The following is a 17,823-nucleotide window of genomic DNA, read 5'->3' as shown; positions in this document are numbered from 1 at the left end:
AGAAAAAATATGATAAAAAAAATACTTTTGGTCTTTGCATTTATCCCGATTGCGTTAGCTTCTTTTTCTGCAAATCTATCAAAAGATAATATGATTATAAATTTAAACGATAATACATGGATAACAAATCAAATTGCAGAAAAAATAAAAAATATTGGAAGTTATATGTACAATATAAAGATAAAAGATGCGATGTCTAACTCGATAAATATCAGTGATTATGATGTGACAATGAACATATTTACAAATAGTAAGGAAAATATCACAATTGCCTTTGGGTACTTTGATGGCGGAGGTTTTTCCTATTCGGAAGAATCTGGTGAAACTGATGATTGGGTAGAAAAGTTTGCGACGAAAACTCTGGAGACATTGTCCTTTCAAAGGTTTCTATATGGAGAAAATTGGGATGTTTTACAGATCACGTTTTGGAAAGGGGTAGATGAATACCCTGTTTTTCAAAATAATAAGATATATCTTGTAAGCGATAGATATATTGGAAATAGGGAAATTTATATTTTTGACTTTGAAGAAGCCAGAGAAAAGAAGATTCCTTTGGAGTATTCCGCTGAGTATTTTCCTGATATTTCTCCAAACAATGAATATTTAGCTTTTCAAACCACATTGTTTGGAAAATGGGACATTGTATTGTATAATTTAAAAACTAAGGAGATTCAAAGAATAAGCCCGACAGATAAGAATGCTTATTCACCATATTTTTATGACAATACCTTGGTTCTATTCACTATGGATGAAGATAGTGGCCAATGGACTGAAGTTTGGGTCTATGACTTATACTACCATAAACTTGAGAAATTAACAGAATCAAAGGATCTTTTGAAATTTAGGCCCACTAAGTGGGATGGTAACAAAATTAGTTTTTACGGTGTTGACCATCAAACGGCGAGTATGAATGTTTACTTTGTTGACGAAGAAAACAGTATTTCACCGTTAATAGCACAACCAAATAATCAAACCGATAATTGGTCTAACGGTTCAGAATTACTTGTGTACTCTGAGTTTAACGGAACCTATTTCAGTATATATGAATACGATAATGGAGAAAAAAGAAATTTATCGAGCATGTTGACAAATGACTGCTTCTATCCAACGTATTCTGCAGACAAAAAATATGTTTTTTTTACTAATTATTATTCAGAATCAGATATTTTTGTTATAAACAGAGAAAAAATTAAGGTTAATAGATAATAAAACTCTATTGGAGTGATTTGAATAATTAACGAAAACGTGAACGAAGAAGTTTCTGAGAAGAATAAGTATAAAAAAATTGCTAAAATCTTTGGATTTATTCTTTTGTTTTTTCTCTTTTTCTGGAATGCTTTAATAACTTTTTTTCTAATAATTCTATTAAACGTAAAAACAATAAAGAAATCTGTATTTGGTAATCTTCCATTGGAAGTTAAGAAAGGTTCTTATACTGATGCAATTACTGTAGAGTATAAAAAGGAAAAGATACCTTTGAAATTAGATGTATATTATCCTTCTAAAATAAAAAGCAAGTATCCTGTACTCTTTTTTGCTCATGGAGGAGGTTGGATAACAGGAAGTAGGAAGTTATCAAGCGTTACCGCATGGGGCAAGTTTTTAGCTAGTAGAGGATTTGCTGTTGTCGCAATAGATTACAGGTATGGTTATTTTAACAAGTATGAAGAGTTGATAGAAGATTACAACGATGCCCTAAATTATATAAAAGATCATAGTGAAGAGCTCAGTTTAGACAAAGAAAATATCGTGTTGATGGGGACGTCAGCAGGTGGTACGTTGTCCCTTTATTATGCAGCATATAACTCTTACTATAATCATTTTGAAAAGATGAAGGGCATAAAAGGAGTTGTAGCTTGGTACGCTCCATCAGACCTTTTAGATCTCTGGAGTAAGCAAGTTGATTCGCTTTTTGCCCAGTTTGCAGTTACAACCACAATGAAAGGTACCCCTAAAACAAAATTTGAAGAATATAAGCTATATTCACCTATAAATTATATATCTGAAAGAATGGTTCCAACATTGTTAGCACATGGGGAAAAAGACGCTACCGTCCCGGTAACAACTTCTATAAAGTTAAACCAGAAGATAAAAGAATGTGGTGTTCCTTCTGCATTGTTAATTCATCCGAAAGGGAAGCATTCTTTCGAATTGGAATTAAAAGATGTTTTAACCCAGAAGTTTGTTGAAAAAACGGTGAGTTTTATTAAAAAAGTATGTCAAAATACGGAGACTGTTGATACATTAGATAGAAGAGCTGTATAGAAATAAAGATCAACGAAAATGGGGAGATGAACCTATGTTACAAGAGGATTTTAAAATAGATTTTCGTTATGCAAAACAAAATATAGAATTTACTCAAGCTTTCATAAATAAAGGCAAAAATTATAGAGAATCATTAATAAAATTTAATTCCTTATACAAATTTAATAAAAAAGGTACAGAAGCTAATGAAATTTATCTTTTTGAGCCTCGAGGGAAAGCTTTGGGTGTTGCTTTGATACTTCATGGGTTGGGAACCAAAAACATTACATATATCTTAAAAATGGGACGATATTTTTCCAAATTAGGTATAAGGGCTGTAGTACCAATATTACCGGACAATTACACCAGAACATCTAACGGATCTATGAGTGGTAAAAATTATTTTTCTGCTGATATTTATACAACCTTAAACACCTGGGAACATGCGGTTGTTGATATATTAAGTATCATAGATTTTTTGAAAGCAAACGAACTTTGGCATGAGCGAAACTTCATGATAGGATACTGTCTTGGGGGCATGGTATCTGTTATCGTTAATGCTTTAAATCCTGAAATAAAGCACAATTTCATTATAGCCAGTGGTGGAAACATGGCTGAACTTATATGGGAATCACCTACCTTGGAATTTACAAGAAGGGAACTACTTAAAAAGAAGGATCAGATAGCTTATTTAAGCGATAGAGAAAGACTAAAAAAGACCTTTCAAAATGATTTAAAGAGGATAGGAGAGTTTAAGAACATTCAAGAGTTTTTAAATTCAAACATACATCCGTTGATGAAGGTCGATCCTGCAGCTTATGCCAAATTTTTAGATAGAGAAAAGGTAACATTCTTAGAAGCAGCTTTTGATAAAACCTTACCTAAAAACACAAGAAGGGTTCTATGGGAAAACTTAGGAAGACCTAGAAAGATGACGGTCCCCATCGATCATATTACTTGGCTACCTTTTCAAAGGCTGATATCTAATATTATTATAAACGAAATGAGGTTCGAAGATATCAAATACCGCTTTGCTAATCTAGGATATTTAGCTATTTTTTTCAAAGTGAATTAATATTCCTTCAACAATTTCAACCTACTAAATTCCTTTTCATTTATAGATTCTAAAAATAAAGGCGCCGAAATTAAGCGCCATTATTTTTTGGTTCCTACTGTTTCTAAATTTTACTTAGTTTACAGCTTCTTTAAACTTTTCAGTATTTTTGGTTTCTTCAGAATAAAGATGACATTTCACTTCTCTCTATTAAAATGTAAATCACTCCCATTTATAAGAGTGAACGTTTCGTAGTCGAGGTAATTTCTGTTACTAAACTCCCTACATTCACAGGACTGTTTCTTTGTTGAGTTTTATGTTAGAATTAAGATAAAGTAATAAACAGTGACCTAAAAAAGGGGAAAGTGAATTTTGTTTAAACTCAGTCGAAGTGGTAAGTTTAAATTTGTAAGTACCAAACACAACAAGCAGATATTTGTTACTCCATTGATAACAGATTCACATTTACATATATTGGGATTGGGAGAAAAACTGTCTCAACCGACTTTGGAGAGAAAGAAACTATCTGAAATAAAAAGCATTATAGAAGAAATTGTCAGTAAAAGATCGAATAAAATTGTTTTAAGAGGTTGGACTGAAGAGTTTGCAAATCCCGATAAAGATTTTTTGGATTCAATAAATAGAGAAATCCCCATCATGCTGGTTAGAAGATGCGGACATTTTGCGGTTGTGAATTCAAAGGTTTTTGAGAGTATTGATTTTTCAGATTCAAGTAATTACGTGGATTTTGAAGAAGGAAAAATCAAAGAAAGTACAATCGATAAATTTTATAAAACCTTTGGCCCTTTCACAGACGTAAAAAATAATTACGAAACCTCAAAGAAGTATCTAAAAAATAAAGGTTATGGTTTTGTCCATTCAGATGATTTACATGGTATTTCTAAAGATAACTTGCCGTTTGTACATGATAATGAGTTTTTTGTATATGAAAAAGTTGCCGTTAAGGATTATAGTGAGCTTTCAAAATATTATGAACTAGGATACTTTAACGAATTTAAATGTGTTAAAATATATTTAGATGGTTCCCTAGGAGCACGAACAGCTTTATTGCTTAATAAGTACAACGATTCCAATACGTACGGGGAAAAATTATGGGAAGATACTGAGCTGACTGCGGTCGTTGAATTTTGTGAAAACAATGGGCTTCATTTAGCTGCTCATGCTATAGGAGACGGGGCTATAGAACAAATTTTACGAGTTTTTGAAAAGGTCAATCCTAAATTAAGGCATAGAATAATTCATGCTATAGTACTTAGATCTAATCAAATAGAAAGGATTAAAAAACATAACCTTATTGTAGACATACAACCTCAATTCATGGAATCCGATAAGGTTTTTATTGAAGATAGATTAGGTGAAAGGGTAAATGATGCCTTTAGATTTTATGATTTATACAGATCACAAGTGTCTCTTTTTATTTCATCAGATGCTCCAGTTGAAGAACCAGATTGGTTGAGAGATATTAAAAGATTGAAAGAAATAGGGATCCCTTATAATTACTCTTTGTATCAGCTTACCTATGGTCCAGAAATTATAGATAACATTGATAGGCAAGAAAGTATGGAAAGTAACGCTTTAATATTTCAGGACGATCCTTTTGTTGAAATATCTCAACCAAAGATCTATCAAACTGAAAATTAGGTTTTGATTTTAAAAAGGTGTAAGCACTAGAGTTTCTAACGACAGTAATAATTATATTTCGTGAGGAGGTAGTGTAATGGAGAAATTAGTTTTAGAGGATTTTACAAAGTACAAGTTTATATCTAACACAAAATTTTCACCGAATGGTAAAAACTTAGCCTTTGTTGTCTCAGAGATGGATGTAGATGAGAACAAGTATCTTTCAAACATATGGCTTTACAATGTTGATAATAAAACGATCAACAAACTTACCGCTTTCAATCAAGAAAGCTCTTATGTATGGTTGGACGATGAGAATATCATCTTCTCAACAGTGAGAGAGGAAAAGGATAAAAAGAGGAAGGAAAAAGGAGAACCTTTTACCATTTATTATATAATAAACATCAAAGGTGGAGAAGCTCAAAAATATTTCGAACTCCCATTCTTTGCATCAGATATCGAGCCCATATCTAAAGATAAGTTTGTTGTAACTGGTATTTATGACCCGAAATATAAAAATTTGGAGAACCTTTCAAAGGAAGAAAAAGAAAAGGAACTGGATAAGCTCAAAGAAGAAAAAGATTACGAAGTTTTAGATGAAATACCTTTCTGGTCGAATGGAAAGGGATTTACCAACAAGAAAAGGAATAGATTATACATTTATACGTTAGAAGATAAGAAAGTTACCCCTATAACAGATGAATTGACAAACGTTGAAGGTTTTAAATTGAATAAAGAGAAAGATTTAATGCTTTTTATTTCCAACACTTTTAAAGATAAAATGGAAATAAGATCCGATCTTTATTTATATGACTTAAAGAAAGAAAGTTTAGAAAAATTAACACACGAAGACCCTTTCAATTACGTATATGCAGACTTTCTAAAAGAGAAAATAATTTTCTTAGGTTCCAATATGAAAGAGTACGGAATCAATGAAAATCCCAAATTTTATTTGATGGATTTACAAACAAAAGAAGTGAAACAAATTCAAACTGATTTTGATTTTAGTACTTGGAGTTCTGTAGGTTCTGATTGTAGATATGGCTCTAACAGTGAATTCAAAGTGGAGAACGATTACCTTTATTTTGAAACCACAGAGTATGGCAGTTCTTTCATAAATAAAATAGATGAGAGAGGTAAGAGAGAAAAATTAACCACAAAAAACGGATCCGTTGATGGTTTTGATGTATTTAAAGATCGTATTATCTTTATAGGAATGAGAGATGTGAAACTTCAAGAACTATACGAATTAGAAGGCAATGAAGAGAAACAACTAACTACTTTCAACGAATGGGTAGTAGAAGAAAAAACTTTATCTAAGCCAGAGAGGATAACTTTCCTTGGTAAAGGTGAGATAGAAATAGAAGGATGGGTTATGAAACCTGTAAATTTTGAAGAGAACAAAAAATACCCTGCAATCTTAGATATTCATGGTGGCCCAAAAACCGTTTATGGTGGAGATGTTTTTTTCCATGAAATGCAGTATTGGGCAAATGAGGGTTATGTTGTTATGTTTTGTAATCCCCGAGGAAGTGATGGAAGAGGGGATGAGTTTGCAGATATCAGAGGAAAGTATGGAACAATAGACTATGAAGACATAATGGACTTTGTTGATAAAGTATTGGAAAAGTTCTCTTTCATAGACGAAAATAGAATAGGGGTAACAGGTGGTTCTTATGGTGGTTATATGACCAACTGGGTAATTGGACATACTGATAGGTTCAAGGCTGCCGCTTCTCAAAGAAGTATAGCAAATTGGATAGCTAAATTTGGCACTACCGATATCGGTTACTATTTCGTTGAAGATCAACAAGCAGCCACTCCCTGGAGTGATTATGAAAAGTTATGGTTCCACTCACCTATGAAATACGCCGATAACGTTAAAACTCCAACTTTGTTTATACATTCTGAAGAAGACTACCGTTGTTGGTTGGCTGAAGGATTGCAGATGTTCACTTCACTCAAATACAATGGTGTTGAATCAAAACTTGTTATGTTCAGAGGAGAAAATCATGAGTTGAGCAGAAGCGGAAAACCAAAACATCGAATAAGAAGATTAAAAGAAATTACCACGTGGTTTGACTGTTATTTGAAATAGTTAAATGTATGTAGCTAACTTTTCGCATTATAAGGAGAGAAAACATGAGAGCAAAAACCAAACGTTTGGTAACTATATCGTTGTTATCTGGTATTTCTTTTGTTCTAGGATTTACTCCATTGGGATTTATCCCTATTCCTCCAGCGAATGCAACAACTATGCATATTCCAGTTATAATTGGGGCAATATTGGAGGGACCTATTGCAGGAATATAGGTTTAATATTTGGCGTATCTAGTATAATTCAAGCACTTTTAAGGCCAAACATATTGTCTTTTGCTTTTGTTAATCCTTTAGTTTCTGTGCTACCAAGAATATTGATTGGTTTAGTTTCATATTATTCATACAGATTAGTATTTGAACTTTTCTCGAGTAATAAAGAAAAAGTTTCAAAGTGGAGAGATAGCGTATCTATTGGTGTAAGTGCTGCTTTAGGAACTTTTACTAACACCGCAGGTGTTTTAGGTATGATGTATCTCTTATTTGCCGACAGGATAGCTACCGCTATGGGAGTAGCAAGGGAAGCCGTAGGTGGGGTAGTGTTGGCTATAGGCCTAACAAACGGTATTCCAGAGATCATAATAGCGATTTTAATAACTGTTGGGGTAATCAGAGCGGTAAAAAAGGCAGACTATTGATTATCTCATCATTTGGGTGGGATGCGGGGGAAGGGCGCTATAGCAACTTTTTTGATTTCTATAGACAACAAAAATTACAAATTAAAAGGAGGAGTCAAGTATTATGAAGAAATACACAGCTACCCACGAATATGTAACAATAGAAGGAAATATTGCGACTGTCGGAATTTCTGCGAAAGCCGCTGAAGAATTGGGTGATGTAACCTACGTTGAATTACCAGAAGTTGGCAAAGAAGTAAAAAAAGGTGAAGTCCTGTGCACCATAGAATCTGTGAAGTCAGCCGAAGATATATATGTACCTTTAAGTGGAAAAATTGTTGAAGTTAACAAAGATCTTGAAGACAATCCAGAAATAATAAACGAAGACGCCGAAAATAAAGGATGGATTGTAAAAATTGAAATTTCTGATCAATCAGAAATAGAAGATCTTTTGGATGAAGAACCTCCAATGTAAACAAGTATAATTCGAAATTAAAGGCCTCTATTTAATTGGGGCCTTTTTTCTTTTTTTAACTTGAAGAAGCCAGACATAAAGTAAAAAGATCAAACTCCATAGAAATAAGGGAATAAATAAAGAACTAAATTCAATTGGTTCATAAAAGGTAAAAAGATTTACGAAATTTTTTATTGATAATGCAAAAAAAGTTGAAAAAGAATGAACAAAATTGAAAGGCAATAATATTGAAAGAACGCTACATAAGATTAGTAATGAAATAGCAGGGGTTAGAATAGGCGTTATGAAAAGTCCAATCAAAGAAATCTCTCCAAAGTGTATCAGAGCTATAGGAAATATACCGATATATGCAGCTATGGGGACAGATAAAGATCTAAAATATTGATTTTCTACATGGTTCATTGTAAATAAAATCATAAAAGTTGCAGCATAACTCATTTGGAAACTAACGTTCATAAGATTATTGGGAATTAACAATAGGTTGAGATATCCTATTAATCCTAAGATGTTGAAAGAGCTAACAGGGACGTCGAAAAGTCTGAATAAGTTCAACGTAATTAAAAGCAATACAGCTCGTACAGAACTTGGGGTGAATCCGGTAAAAATCAAATAAAAAGCGATGATAGTAGAGTATAAGATGAGTCTTAGATTCCTTTTCAAGATAAAAAAGTTCAGAAAGAAGCTCATCATCAAGTAAATTATGTAAACATGCATACCCGAAACGGCAAATAGATGCAAAGTCCCTGTTTTTTGAAATACTTCTTTATCCCGTATATTACCCATAAAAGAGCTTGTCAGTATATCAAGTGCCTCATTATTTTGAATGTTTTCAGACAATCTATTAGTTGCAAGATCTTTTATCTTCATAATCGAATTGTTGTTGGCAGGAGCCACATACTCAGCTCTAAAAAAATCGTTTTCAATTGTCCCGTATATGTAGACGTTTTTGCCGGTGGTGATGGGAACGGTGCTGAATTCACCATAGTAAAATTTATAATAATTCCTGTATTTCTGCCACTGATTTTCATAATAGATTTTTTTTGAAAATACTGTATAATAATTTCCTCTTTTGTCTATAATTTTTCCTAAAATACCTACTTCTGAATTTAGGTTGATGGGAATGTATAACAAGGCAGGAAACAATAAAATAGCGATTAAAAAGACTTTTAAACTATCTTTCTCCAAGAGTTTTAAAAGAAAAAGAAACAAAATATAACCTATTAATACAGCGGCTTTATTCAAGTAGGAAAGTACTAATAACAAAGAAAAGGCAATTAATAATTCAATAAAAAAGGGAAAGTTAACCTCAGTTTTCTTTTCTATACTTTTACCCCCCAGTAGATAGAAATCAGAAGTGAGATTATCAATCAGGAATATAATAAAATTAATTCAAAAAACAAAAGGATCGTAAAACACGATCCTTCATTCTGGTGCCGGGGGCGGGACTTGAACCCGCACGAGTGTAAATACTCATATGGCCCTCAACCATACGTGTCTACCAATTCCACCACCCCGGCAAAAAGTTGCTTATGTTAATATATCAAAATTATTATACACTACGTTATAGGCTTTGTCAAGAGACCGAGATCATATCATATACCTCTCCATTTTTTATGACAGTTTGAGTGTGGTTTACTCCGAAGTGGTATATTAAGTATTCTATATTAGGTACATCGAAAATCGCCATATCAGCTTTTTTACCTACTTCCAAACTACCAATTTTATCTTCTAATTTCAGTGCACAAGCCGCATTAATAGTAACCGATGTAATTATTTCCCTTGGATTCATATGTAATTTTAGTGCCCCAAACGTCATAACCAATTGTAAATTTTCTGTAGGCGAACTTCCTGGGTTATAATCGGTCGACAATGCAATTGGTATACCAAGTTCAATCATCTTTCTAGCATTTGCATACTTCTCACTTTGCAAAAAGAAAGTTGTTGTGGGAAGAAGTGTGGCTATTACATTGTTCTGGGCCATTTTTTTCAAGCCTTCATCACTTGCACCTACCAAATGATCTGCCGAAACACAACCTAACTCAGCAGCTAATTCGGCACCTCCTAAAGGTTCTATTTCGTCTGCATGAATTTTGAGAAATAGACCGCGTTCTTTTGCAGCAGAGAGTATTTTTCTGGATTGATCAACTGAGAAAACTCCTTTTTCACAGAATACATCACAAAATTTAGCTAAATTTTTTTCTGCTACATACGGGATCATTTCAGTTATGAGTATATCTACGAATTTATCGACGTTGTCTTGGTACTTTTTAGGTACGGCATGCGCCCCCAAAAATGTAGGAACCAAATCTATGGGGTGAATTCTATTGAGTTCTCTTATGACCTCAAGCTGTTTCAATTCTGTGTCAAAGTCATCAAGCCCGTAACCGCTTTTTGCTTCAACGGTTGTTACTCCATAAGATAACATTCTATTTAAACTCTTTTCTGCCTTTTTAAGTAATTCTTCGAAAGACGCTTTTTTAGTTGATTCGACGGTGTCGTGTATTCCTCCCCCAGAATTTAAAATATCTAAGTAACTTTTACCTTCTAACTTCTTAAATAATTCGTATTCCCTTGAGCCTCCATGAACCAAATGAGTGTGAGAGTCTATTAAACCGGGTGTTACAGTTTTCCCTTGGGCGTTTATAATTTTTGCATCTTGAGCTATTTCTATGTCTTTTGGCAAGTCACCACTTCCAACGTAGATAATCTTATCTTTTGAAGCAGAAATGATTCCATTTTTAATTAAGCCAATTTCTGACATTTCCTCTTTCTTTCTTGGCCTATTAGGCCCCTTCATCGTTATTAAATTTGAAATGTTTTTTATCACCAAAGTAGCTTTTTCATCCATATCAATCACCATAAATTTTATTTTCTAAAACGCGGTCATAGCTGAAATCTTCTAATTTTAAAAAGTAATCAGCTGTATCAACAAGGGCATTCATCGGTACCAATCCAACTATTTCACTTCCAACAACGTTCACTCCATATCTGTTCGCTTCGTTTTCTATCACTTGAAATACTCTGTACAAAGGTGTTTTTGTGTAATCAACCATATTCATGGAAACTTGGACTATATTCCTTTCTTTCAATTCAAAACCTAACGCTTTACAGTATTTAAATCCTCCACTTTTCCCCCTAACCGCTTTGGCTATCTTTTTTGCAATGTCTAAATTGTTGGTATTCAGGTTCACGTTGAAAGCTATCAAAGGCATCCTGGCGCCCACGGCGGTAACTCCTGCACTTTCATGCGGTTGATCTGGGCCAAAATCTGGCTTGAACTCTTCTTGTTTTAATTTCTCAAACATCCCTTCGAACTCACCTTTTCTTATAACGGCTAAATCTTCTCTTTCAGGTCGGCTGGCTGATTTTTCATACAATATTACGGGGATATTCAACTCTTCTCCTATTCTTTTTGCCAATTTTTTAGAGTATTCTACACACTCTTGCATCGATATGTTTTTAATTGGAATGAGCGGGATAACGTCTGTAGCCCCCATTCTTGGATGTTCACCTTTATGAGTTCTCAAATCTATCAACTCAGCCGCTTTTTTACAGGCGTTAAAAGCTGCTTCTATTACCATATCAGGTTCTCCCACAAAAGTAACTACGCTTCTGTTGTGGTCTTTATCCATAGAGTAATCTAATAATTTTACTCCTTCTTGTTTTCTTACTTCATCTACAATACATTCTAACTTTTCTTTATCTCTTCCTTCACTGAAATTTGGAACACATTCAACGATTTTGTTCAAAACATCTACCTCCTAACCCTCATAAGTATTTGTCAACCAAATCTTTTATCATATTTTTATCAGCAATATATGGCAAAGTTATGTGGTCCGTGTTTTTGTTTTCTTTGTTGTACTCTATTGATGTTTCTATAGAAGCTTCATTTCTAGCCCATGATCGTCTGGCAACCCCAACCATAACATCCCATGGAATTGCGTTCTTTATTATTTCATCCACCCTTCCACTTCCGTCAAGAACCAATCCAAAACCACCGTTAATGGCTTTACCGATACCAACTCCGCCTCCGTTGTGCAGTGTTACCAAACTCATTCCCCTTGCTATATTTCCAGCAAAATCATGGGTTGCCATATCCGCCATTATATTACTCCCATCTTTTATATTCGCTGTTTCTCTAAAAGGAGAGTCAGCTCCACCTGCATCGTGATGATCCCTTCCGAGCATTATGGGGCCAACTTCCCCTTTTCTAACCTTTTCATTGAATTTAAGAGCTATCTTCATTCTTCCCATAGCATCCTGGTAAAGGATCCGAGCTTGAGTACCTACAACGAGATTGTTTTTATCAGCATCTCTAATCCATATGTAATTGTCTCTATCTTGGCCCCTTCTATTGGGATCTATACATTCCATCGCTGCTTTATCCGTTTTCAATAGATCTTCCCGTTTTCCACTTAAACATACCCACCTGAAAGGTCCATAACCATAGTCGAATATTAATGGTCCCATTATGTCTTCCACATACGAGGGAAAGATGAATCCTTCGCTTTCATCCAAGCCATTTTTTGCTATTTCTTTCACGCCTGCATCAAAAACCGCCTTCATGAAACTATTCCCATAGTCAAAAAAGTAGGTTCCCCTTTCAACCATTGTTTTTATAAGCTCAAAATGTCTTCTCAATGAATTGTTGACTAATTCAACAAATTTCTCTTTATTTGTTTCTAAGAGGTGATTCTTCTCTTCATGAGTCAAGCCTTGAGGGCAGTACCCTCCCTCGTAGGCGGCGTGACAAGATGTCTGATCTGATAACAAATCTACTTTTATACCTTTCTTTACAATGTATTCCAATAGATCTACAATATTACCATAATAACCGATGGAAATGGGCTCTTTTCTATTTAGATGATCGAAGGCTATTTCAAAGACTTCGTCCAAATCTTTGCTGTAAGTTTTTAGCCAACCTTGGTTGAGCCTTGTTTGTATTCTGGAATAATCTACTTCTGCAATTATCCCAACCCCTCTTGCAATTTCTATTGCTTTTGCCTGAGCACCGCTCATTCCACCTAAACCTGAACTCACAAACAAGTGCCCTCTTAGATCACTATCTTGGGGTATTCCCAATTTCAACCTTCCAGCGTTCAACAAGGTATTGAAAGTGCCATGAACGATACCTTGAGGTCCTATATACATCCACCCTCCAGCCGTCATTTGCCCGTAGTTGGCAACACCCATAGCTTGTGCCTTGATCCAATGTTCTTGGTCATCAAACATACCAACCATCAAAGCATTTGTTATTATCACCCGTGGACTATTTGGAGTTGATCTGAACAATCCTAGGGGATGCCCTGAAGCTACAACTAAGGTTTGTTCTCTTGTAAGTTCTTCTAGGTATTTTTTAATCAACCTGTACTGCATCCAATTTTGACAAACTTGACCAGTTTCACCATAGGTTACCAGTTCATAAGGATACAAAGCGACATCGAAATCCAAGTTATTATCGATCATGACCTGAAAGGCCTTTCCTTCAATACACTTACCCTTGTACATATCTATAGGTTTTGCCTTAATGTTGCCCTCAGGTCTATACCTATATCCATAAATTCTACCTCGAGTAAACAACTCTTGTAAAAATTCTGGAGCCAATTCTTCATGCAAACTTTCCGGCACGTACCTTAAAGCGTTTGCAAGGGCTAGTTCTACTTCTCTTTTTGATAAGTTCAAAGGTCTTTTAGGTGCCCTTCTTATACCTTCGAAGAATTTAGGCATACTAGGCAGTTTGTCATCCAACTTAATGGACATTGCGCTAGAAATATCAATATTGTTCACCATGATATTTTCTCCTTTCTTTAAAGTAATTTACCAATTTCTTTTTCCACTTCTTTAACGATTATGTCAGATTTTAAGATTTCTTCACTCTTATCTATCATTTCGTACATCGCTCTGTCTTCGTTTATCTTCGGTATTTTTTCTCTAACTATATCATAAACTATCTTTGAACCTTTTCCTAAACCTTTGTTTCCTCGTAGGTCTATGGCTTGGCAAGCACAGAACATTTCCATAGCTAATACTTTTTGGACGTTGTTTAGTATATTCTTCGCTTTTCTCGCTGCAATTGTGCCCATAGAAACGTGATCTTCTTGGTTTGCAGAAGAAGGAATTGAATCAACACTTGCAGGATGGGCTAAGACTTTATTTTCTGAAACCAACGACGCGGCTGAATATTGAACAAGCATAAATCCAGAATTCAAGCCACTTTCTTCTATCAAAAAAGGAGGTAACCCGCTCAATTTAGGATTAACAAGCCTTTCTATTCGTCTTTCTGATATATTTGCAATTTCAGACAAAGCAATCGCCAAAAAGTCCATGCCCAATGCAATTGGTTGGCCGTGAAAATTCCCCGCGGATATTGCTTCTTCTTCTTTTGAAAATATCAAAGGATTATCGGTTGCTGCATTCATCTCTTTCACGATGATATCTTGTATATAATTTACCGCATCACGTGAAGCACCGTGAACCTGCGGGATACATCTCAAGGAATAGGCATCTTGAACACGTAATACCCCTTGATGAGACACCATTTTACTACCTTCAAGTATTCTCCTTAAATTGATAGCGGACTCAATCTGCCCTTTATGAGGTCTTAGATTGTGTACCCTCTCATCAAAAGCCTCGATGATACCGTTCAATGCCTCAAAACTCAACGATGAAATTATATCTGCCGTTTTTAAAAGTTCTATGCTATCGTATATTGATAATGCACCTATAGCAGTCATAACTTGTGTTCCATTTATTAAAGCAAGGCCTTCCTTTGCAACAAGATTTATCGTATCTATTCCCGCCAATTTCATTGCTTCTTTTCCATTTAATCGCTTGTTGTCGTAATAAGCTTCTCCTTCTCCCATCATCGGTAAAACCATATGGGCTAATGGAGCTAGATCACCGCTTGCTCCTAAAGACCCTTTTTCTGGTATTACCGGGTGAACCTTCTTGTTTATCATATCGATCAAAGTTTGAATGGTGGATAACCTTATTCCAGAAAAACCTTTGACCAAAGAATTCGCACGAAGCAACATAATCGCCCTAACAGTTTCTATATCCAAAGGATTCCCGATTCCACATGCATGGCTTCTGATCAGATTCTTTTGTAATTTCTCTGTTTTATCGTTTGAAATGAAAACATTGCAAAGTTCTCCGAATCCAGTAGTCACACCATATATGACTTTTTCCTCTTCTGCAAACTTTTCTACAACTTTTCTGGAATTCTCAATGTTTTCAAAAGCTGAGTTATCTGTAGCCACCTCGTAATAATCTCTAGCTACATTAATCACATCTTCCAAACTCAGATGTTCCCCATCTATATAGACCTTTTTCAAGTATAAGACCTCACTTTCTATCGAACAAAAATTTCACATCTTCTAGCAAAATTATAACACCATGAAAAAAATTTCTTACTTTCAAATAGAGCGATTTAACGACGATTAAAAACAATCTAAGTCGATTAAACAAGAAAATCTAACGAAATCTTACAAAACGATTTTTTTCAAAATTCAAGAAAAACTAAGAAAAAGCTTCCTAATCGCAAATAATTGCTCGTAATTGCTTCTAATATTAGTTGATTGGATAAATTAATGGTTGACAAAAAAAGTTAACTCACATATAATTATTCTGAACAAAATTTGAACTTATTTAGACATTTGTTTTCTTTAAAACTTTAAAAATCCATTTTGGTACACTGCAATAAAAAATATTGGTTAGATTAAAAAGCTGTTTAATTATAAGATTTAATAAAATTCCTTTGGTTTCTAATTCAAAGACAATGAATGTTTTGATTTTTAAAAAGTAAATTATAAAGAACGAAAATGGGTTATTGTTGATTTGAATATTAATTGATTGGATAAACTTACCAGTGATTGCTTGTGCTGTTTTACTTAAATATTGAGAATTCTATGATTTTTTGTTTGAAGCTCAAAAAGAGAAAAATGGGATTAAATGGGTATTAATGAACTTTTATTTTTATTACTTTGGGGGGAACCAAAGTAAAGGTAAAAAACTCATTAGGAGGTGTGAAAGGATGAAGAAGAGTTTATTAGTGATTTTTGTTGCCGTGTTGCTTGTTGTTGCAGGATTTTCACAAGTAGCTGGGATTCCAAGAGAAGAAACGCTTATTGCTAGCATTTTAAACGGAAGAGTAGGTTCCCCTGGTAATTTTAACATATTTACTGCTAGCTGGAGAAATCCTGATCAAGGTATTCAGCAATTGATGCTGGAACCATTATGGACGATGGAACTCTCCAGAGGAGAAGTTATTAATTCTCTTGCAGCAGAAGGCGCAATCTACAACGAAGACTTCACACAGATGACGGTTAAGTTAAGGAAAGGGTGTTATTGGAGTGATGGTGTTGAAATTACTGCGGATGATATTGTGTACGCCATCACAACAGCCATGAAGTATCAAGGAATGGCTTACCATGACCAGTTCAATATGTACATTGATAAAGTATACAAAACAGATGATTACACAGTAGTATTTGAATTGAAAGAACCGAACTCTCGGTTTCACGCTAATTTTGTAGACAGATGGGGAGCATGGAGACCTTTCCCAAAACATATTTTTGAGAAAGTAGAAGATCCCTTATCCTTTGATTTCAATCCTCCTGTAAGCAGTGGTCCATATGTTCTAAAAGATTATGATCCTGCTGGTTATTGGACACTTTGGGAAAAAAGGGAAGATTGGGATAGAACACCAACTGGGATGTTGTTTGGTGAACCAAAACCAAAATACGTCCTCTTCTATTATTATGGAGAAGCTACAAACCAAGTAATTGCACAAGCTAACCATAATTTAGACATGACGGATTTATCAATGGAAGCATTCAAAGCTCTCCTTCAAAGAAATCCATACTCAAGGGGATATAGAATAGAATACCCATGGGTAGAGAATCATCCTTGTATGACAGGTTTAGTATTCAATACCGATGTATATCCATACAACATAAAAGATGTAAGATGGGCATTAACTCTTGCAATAGATATAGTAGATTATATAGGAATAGCGTTTGATGGCATTGCACCTATGGGTGCACTCCACGTTCCTCCAACACCTTATTACCAAGAGATTTATTATGAACCGATGGAAGATTGGTTGAAGAATTTCACCTTAGACATAGAAGTTAATGGGAAACCATTCAAACCGTATGATCCAACGGTAATATTAAGAAGAGCCCAATATGCAAGGGAAAGAGGATACGAGGTACCAAACGATATAGAAACGTTGAAAGAGATGTTTGGTCCAGGATGGTGGAAATACGCACCTGATGTAGCGGAACAACTGTTAGGAAGGAATGGATTTACAAGAGATAAAAATGGCAAATGGTTGTTACCAGACGGTACACCTTGGAAAATTAATATTGTAGCCAATCCAAATCCTTCATATGGAGGGCATAGAAACTCACTTGCTGCAGCACAACAGTGGAGAAATTTTGGTATAGATGTTTCAGTTACTCCTACTGAACAAGTGAACAATATATCGGGGCTAGGCAATTTTGAAGTTACTGACCAATGGCCTGCCGGTGAGCCATGGGGTGGACATCCTGATTTGTACCGTGTTTTTTCGAGTATACACTCAAAATACTACCAACCAATAGGAGAGAATGCAGTGCTTGCTCTGGGTCCTGCAGCAGGTAGATGGACAGATCCGAGGATGGATAAGGTTATAGAAGGAATGGAAAAGGTAG

At 34.7% G+C, this 17,823-nt stretch carries 12 protein-coding genes, 1 tRNA gene and 1 pseudogene; 8 read left to right on the top strand and 6 right to left on the bottom strand.

All coding sequences use genetic code 11. From position 1 onward, the window contains the following. The first annotated feature begins 9 nt into the window (after window positions 1–9). From ACW9JY_RS04985 to gcvH, 7 genes and pseudogenes are all read left to right on the top strand, one after another. Entirely contained in the window at window positions 10–1,206 is a 1,197-nt protein-coding gene (locus ACW9JY_RS04985; RefSeq protein ID WP_457283594.1) for a TolB family protein, read from the top strand. Between the two features lie 39 nt (window positions 1,207–1,245). Continuing rightward, window positions 1,246–2,265, top strand: coding sequence for an alpha/beta hydrolase (locus tag ACW9JY_RS04980; protein WP_103077463.1), 1,020 nt, complete (start codon window positions 1,246–1,248; stop codon window positions 2,263–2,265). A 34-nt stretch (window positions 2,266–2,299) separates the two neighbouring features. Then, window positions 2,300–3,319, top strand: a complete 1,020-nt coding sequence (locus ACW9JY_RS04975) for a dienelactone hydrolase family protein (protein WP_103077462.1) — start codon at window positions 2,300–2,302, stop codon at window positions 3,317–3,319. A 351-nt stretch (window positions 3,320–3,670) separates the two neighbouring features. After that, a complete protein-coding gene (locus tag ACW9JY_RS04970) occupies window positions 3,671–4,960 on the top strand; it encodes an amidohydrolase family protein (protein WP_169926243.1) in 1,290 nt (429 codons plus the stop codon). 76 nt (window positions 4,961–5,036) lie between these two features. Next, window positions 5,037–7,037 (top strand): S9 family peptidase, encoded by a 2,001-nt coding sequence (locus ACW9JY_RS04965; RefSeq protein ID WP_103078026.1) that lies wholly within the window; start codon window positions 5,037–5,039, stop codon window positions 7,035–7,037. Between the two features lie 44 nt (window positions 7,038–7,081). Next, window positions 7,082–7,674: pseudogene (locus ACW9JY_RS04960) on the top strand (ECF transporter S component). Window positions 7,675–7,777: 103 nt separating this feature from the next. Continuing rightward, window positions 7,778–8,128: a glycine cleavage system protein GcvH gene (gcvH, locus tag ACW9JY_RS04955; protein ID WP_103078024.1), complete on the top strand. Its 351-nt coding sequence runs from the start codon at window positions 7,778–7,780 to the stop codon at window positions 8,126–8,128. Window positions 8,129–8,155: 27 nt separating this feature from the next. Here the strand turns inward: gcvH and ACW9JY_RS04950 are convergent, their stop codons facing one another. The 6 genes from ACW9JY_RS04950 to hutH all read right to left on the bottom strand — a co-directional run bounded on the left by ACW9JY_RS04950 (window position 8,156) and on the right by hutH (window position 15,462). Next, the gene (locus tag ACW9JY_RS04950) at window positions 8,156–9,313 is read right to left on the bottom strand and encodes a ComEC/Rec2 family competence protein (RefSeq protein ID WP_457283593.1); all 1,158 of its coding nucleotides are present in this window, start codon (window positions 9,311–9,313) and stop codon (window positions 8,156–8,158) included. 243 nt (window positions 9,314–9,556) lie between these two features. After that, window positions 9,557–9,645: transfer RNA gene (locus ACW9JY_RS04945), tRNA-Leu, on the bottom strand. Window positions 9,646–9,701: 56 nt separating this feature from the next. After that, window positions 9,702–10,976, bottom strand: a complete 1,275-nt coding sequence (hutI, locus tag ACW9JY_RS04940) for an imidazolonepropionase (RefSeq protein WP_169926242.1) — start codon at window positions 10,974–10,976, stop codon at window positions 9,702–9,704. 1 nt (window position 10,977) lies between these two features. Beyond that, on the bottom strand, window positions 10,978–11,877 hold the full coding sequence (gene ftcD / locus ACW9JY_RS04935; RefSeq protein ID WP_103078021.1) for a glutamate formimidoyltransferase: 900 nt from the start codon (window positions 11,875–11,877) through the stop codon (window positions 10,978–10,980). Window positions 11,878–11,896: 19 nt separating this feature from the next. Next, window positions 11,897–13,918 carry a urocanate hydratase gene (locus tag ACW9JY_RS04930; protein ID WP_457283592.1) on the bottom strand — a complete coding sequence of 674 codons (2,022 nt, stop codon included), beginning with the start codon at window positions 13,916–13,918 and terminating at the stop codon, window positions 11,897–11,899. A gap of 17 nt (window positions 13,919–13,935) precedes the next feature. Further along, entirely contained in the window at window positions 13,936–15,462 is a 1,527-nt protein-coding gene (gene hutH / locus ACW9JY_RS04925; protein WP_457283591.1) for a histidine ammonia-lyase, read from the bottom strand. A gap of 698 nt (window positions 15,463–16,160) precedes the next feature. Here hutH and ACW9JY_RS04920 point away from each other — a divergent pair. Then, on the top strand, window positions 16,161–17,823 hold a 1,663-nt coding region (locus ACW9JY_RS04920), incomplete at its 3' end, for an ABC transporter substrate-binding protein (protein WP_457283590.1).

Source organism: Petrotoga sp. DB-2 (genome assembly GCF_054051725.1).
The sequence above is the reverse complement of the archived record's forward strand: the minus strand, read 5'-3'. Positions and strand labels throughout refer to the sequence as shown.

Coding starts and splice junctions, on each gene's coding strand:
- ACW9JY_RS04985 (WP_457283594.1), top strand. CDS start 10: ATGATAAAAAAAATACTTTTGGTCTTTGCATTTATCCCGATTGCGTTA.
- ACW9JY_RS04975 (WP_103077462.1), top strand. CDS start 2,300: ATGTTACAAGAGGATTTTAAAATAGATTTTCGTTATGCAAAACAAAAT.
- ACW9JY_RS04965 (WP_103078026.1), top strand. CDS start 5,037: ATGGAGAAATTAGTTTTAGAGGATTTTACAAAGTACAAGTTTATATCT.
- gcvH (WP_103078024.1), top strand. CDS start 7,778: ATGAAGAAATACACAGCTACCCACGAATATGTAACAATAGAAGGAAAT.
- hutI (WP_169926242.1), bottom strand. CDS start 10,976: ATGGATGAAAAAGCTACTTTGGTGATAAAAAACATTTCAAATTTAATA.
- ACW9JY_RS04930 (WP_457283592.1), bottom strand. CDS start 13,918: ATGGTGAACAATATTGATATTTCTAGCGCAATGTCCATTAAGTTGGAT.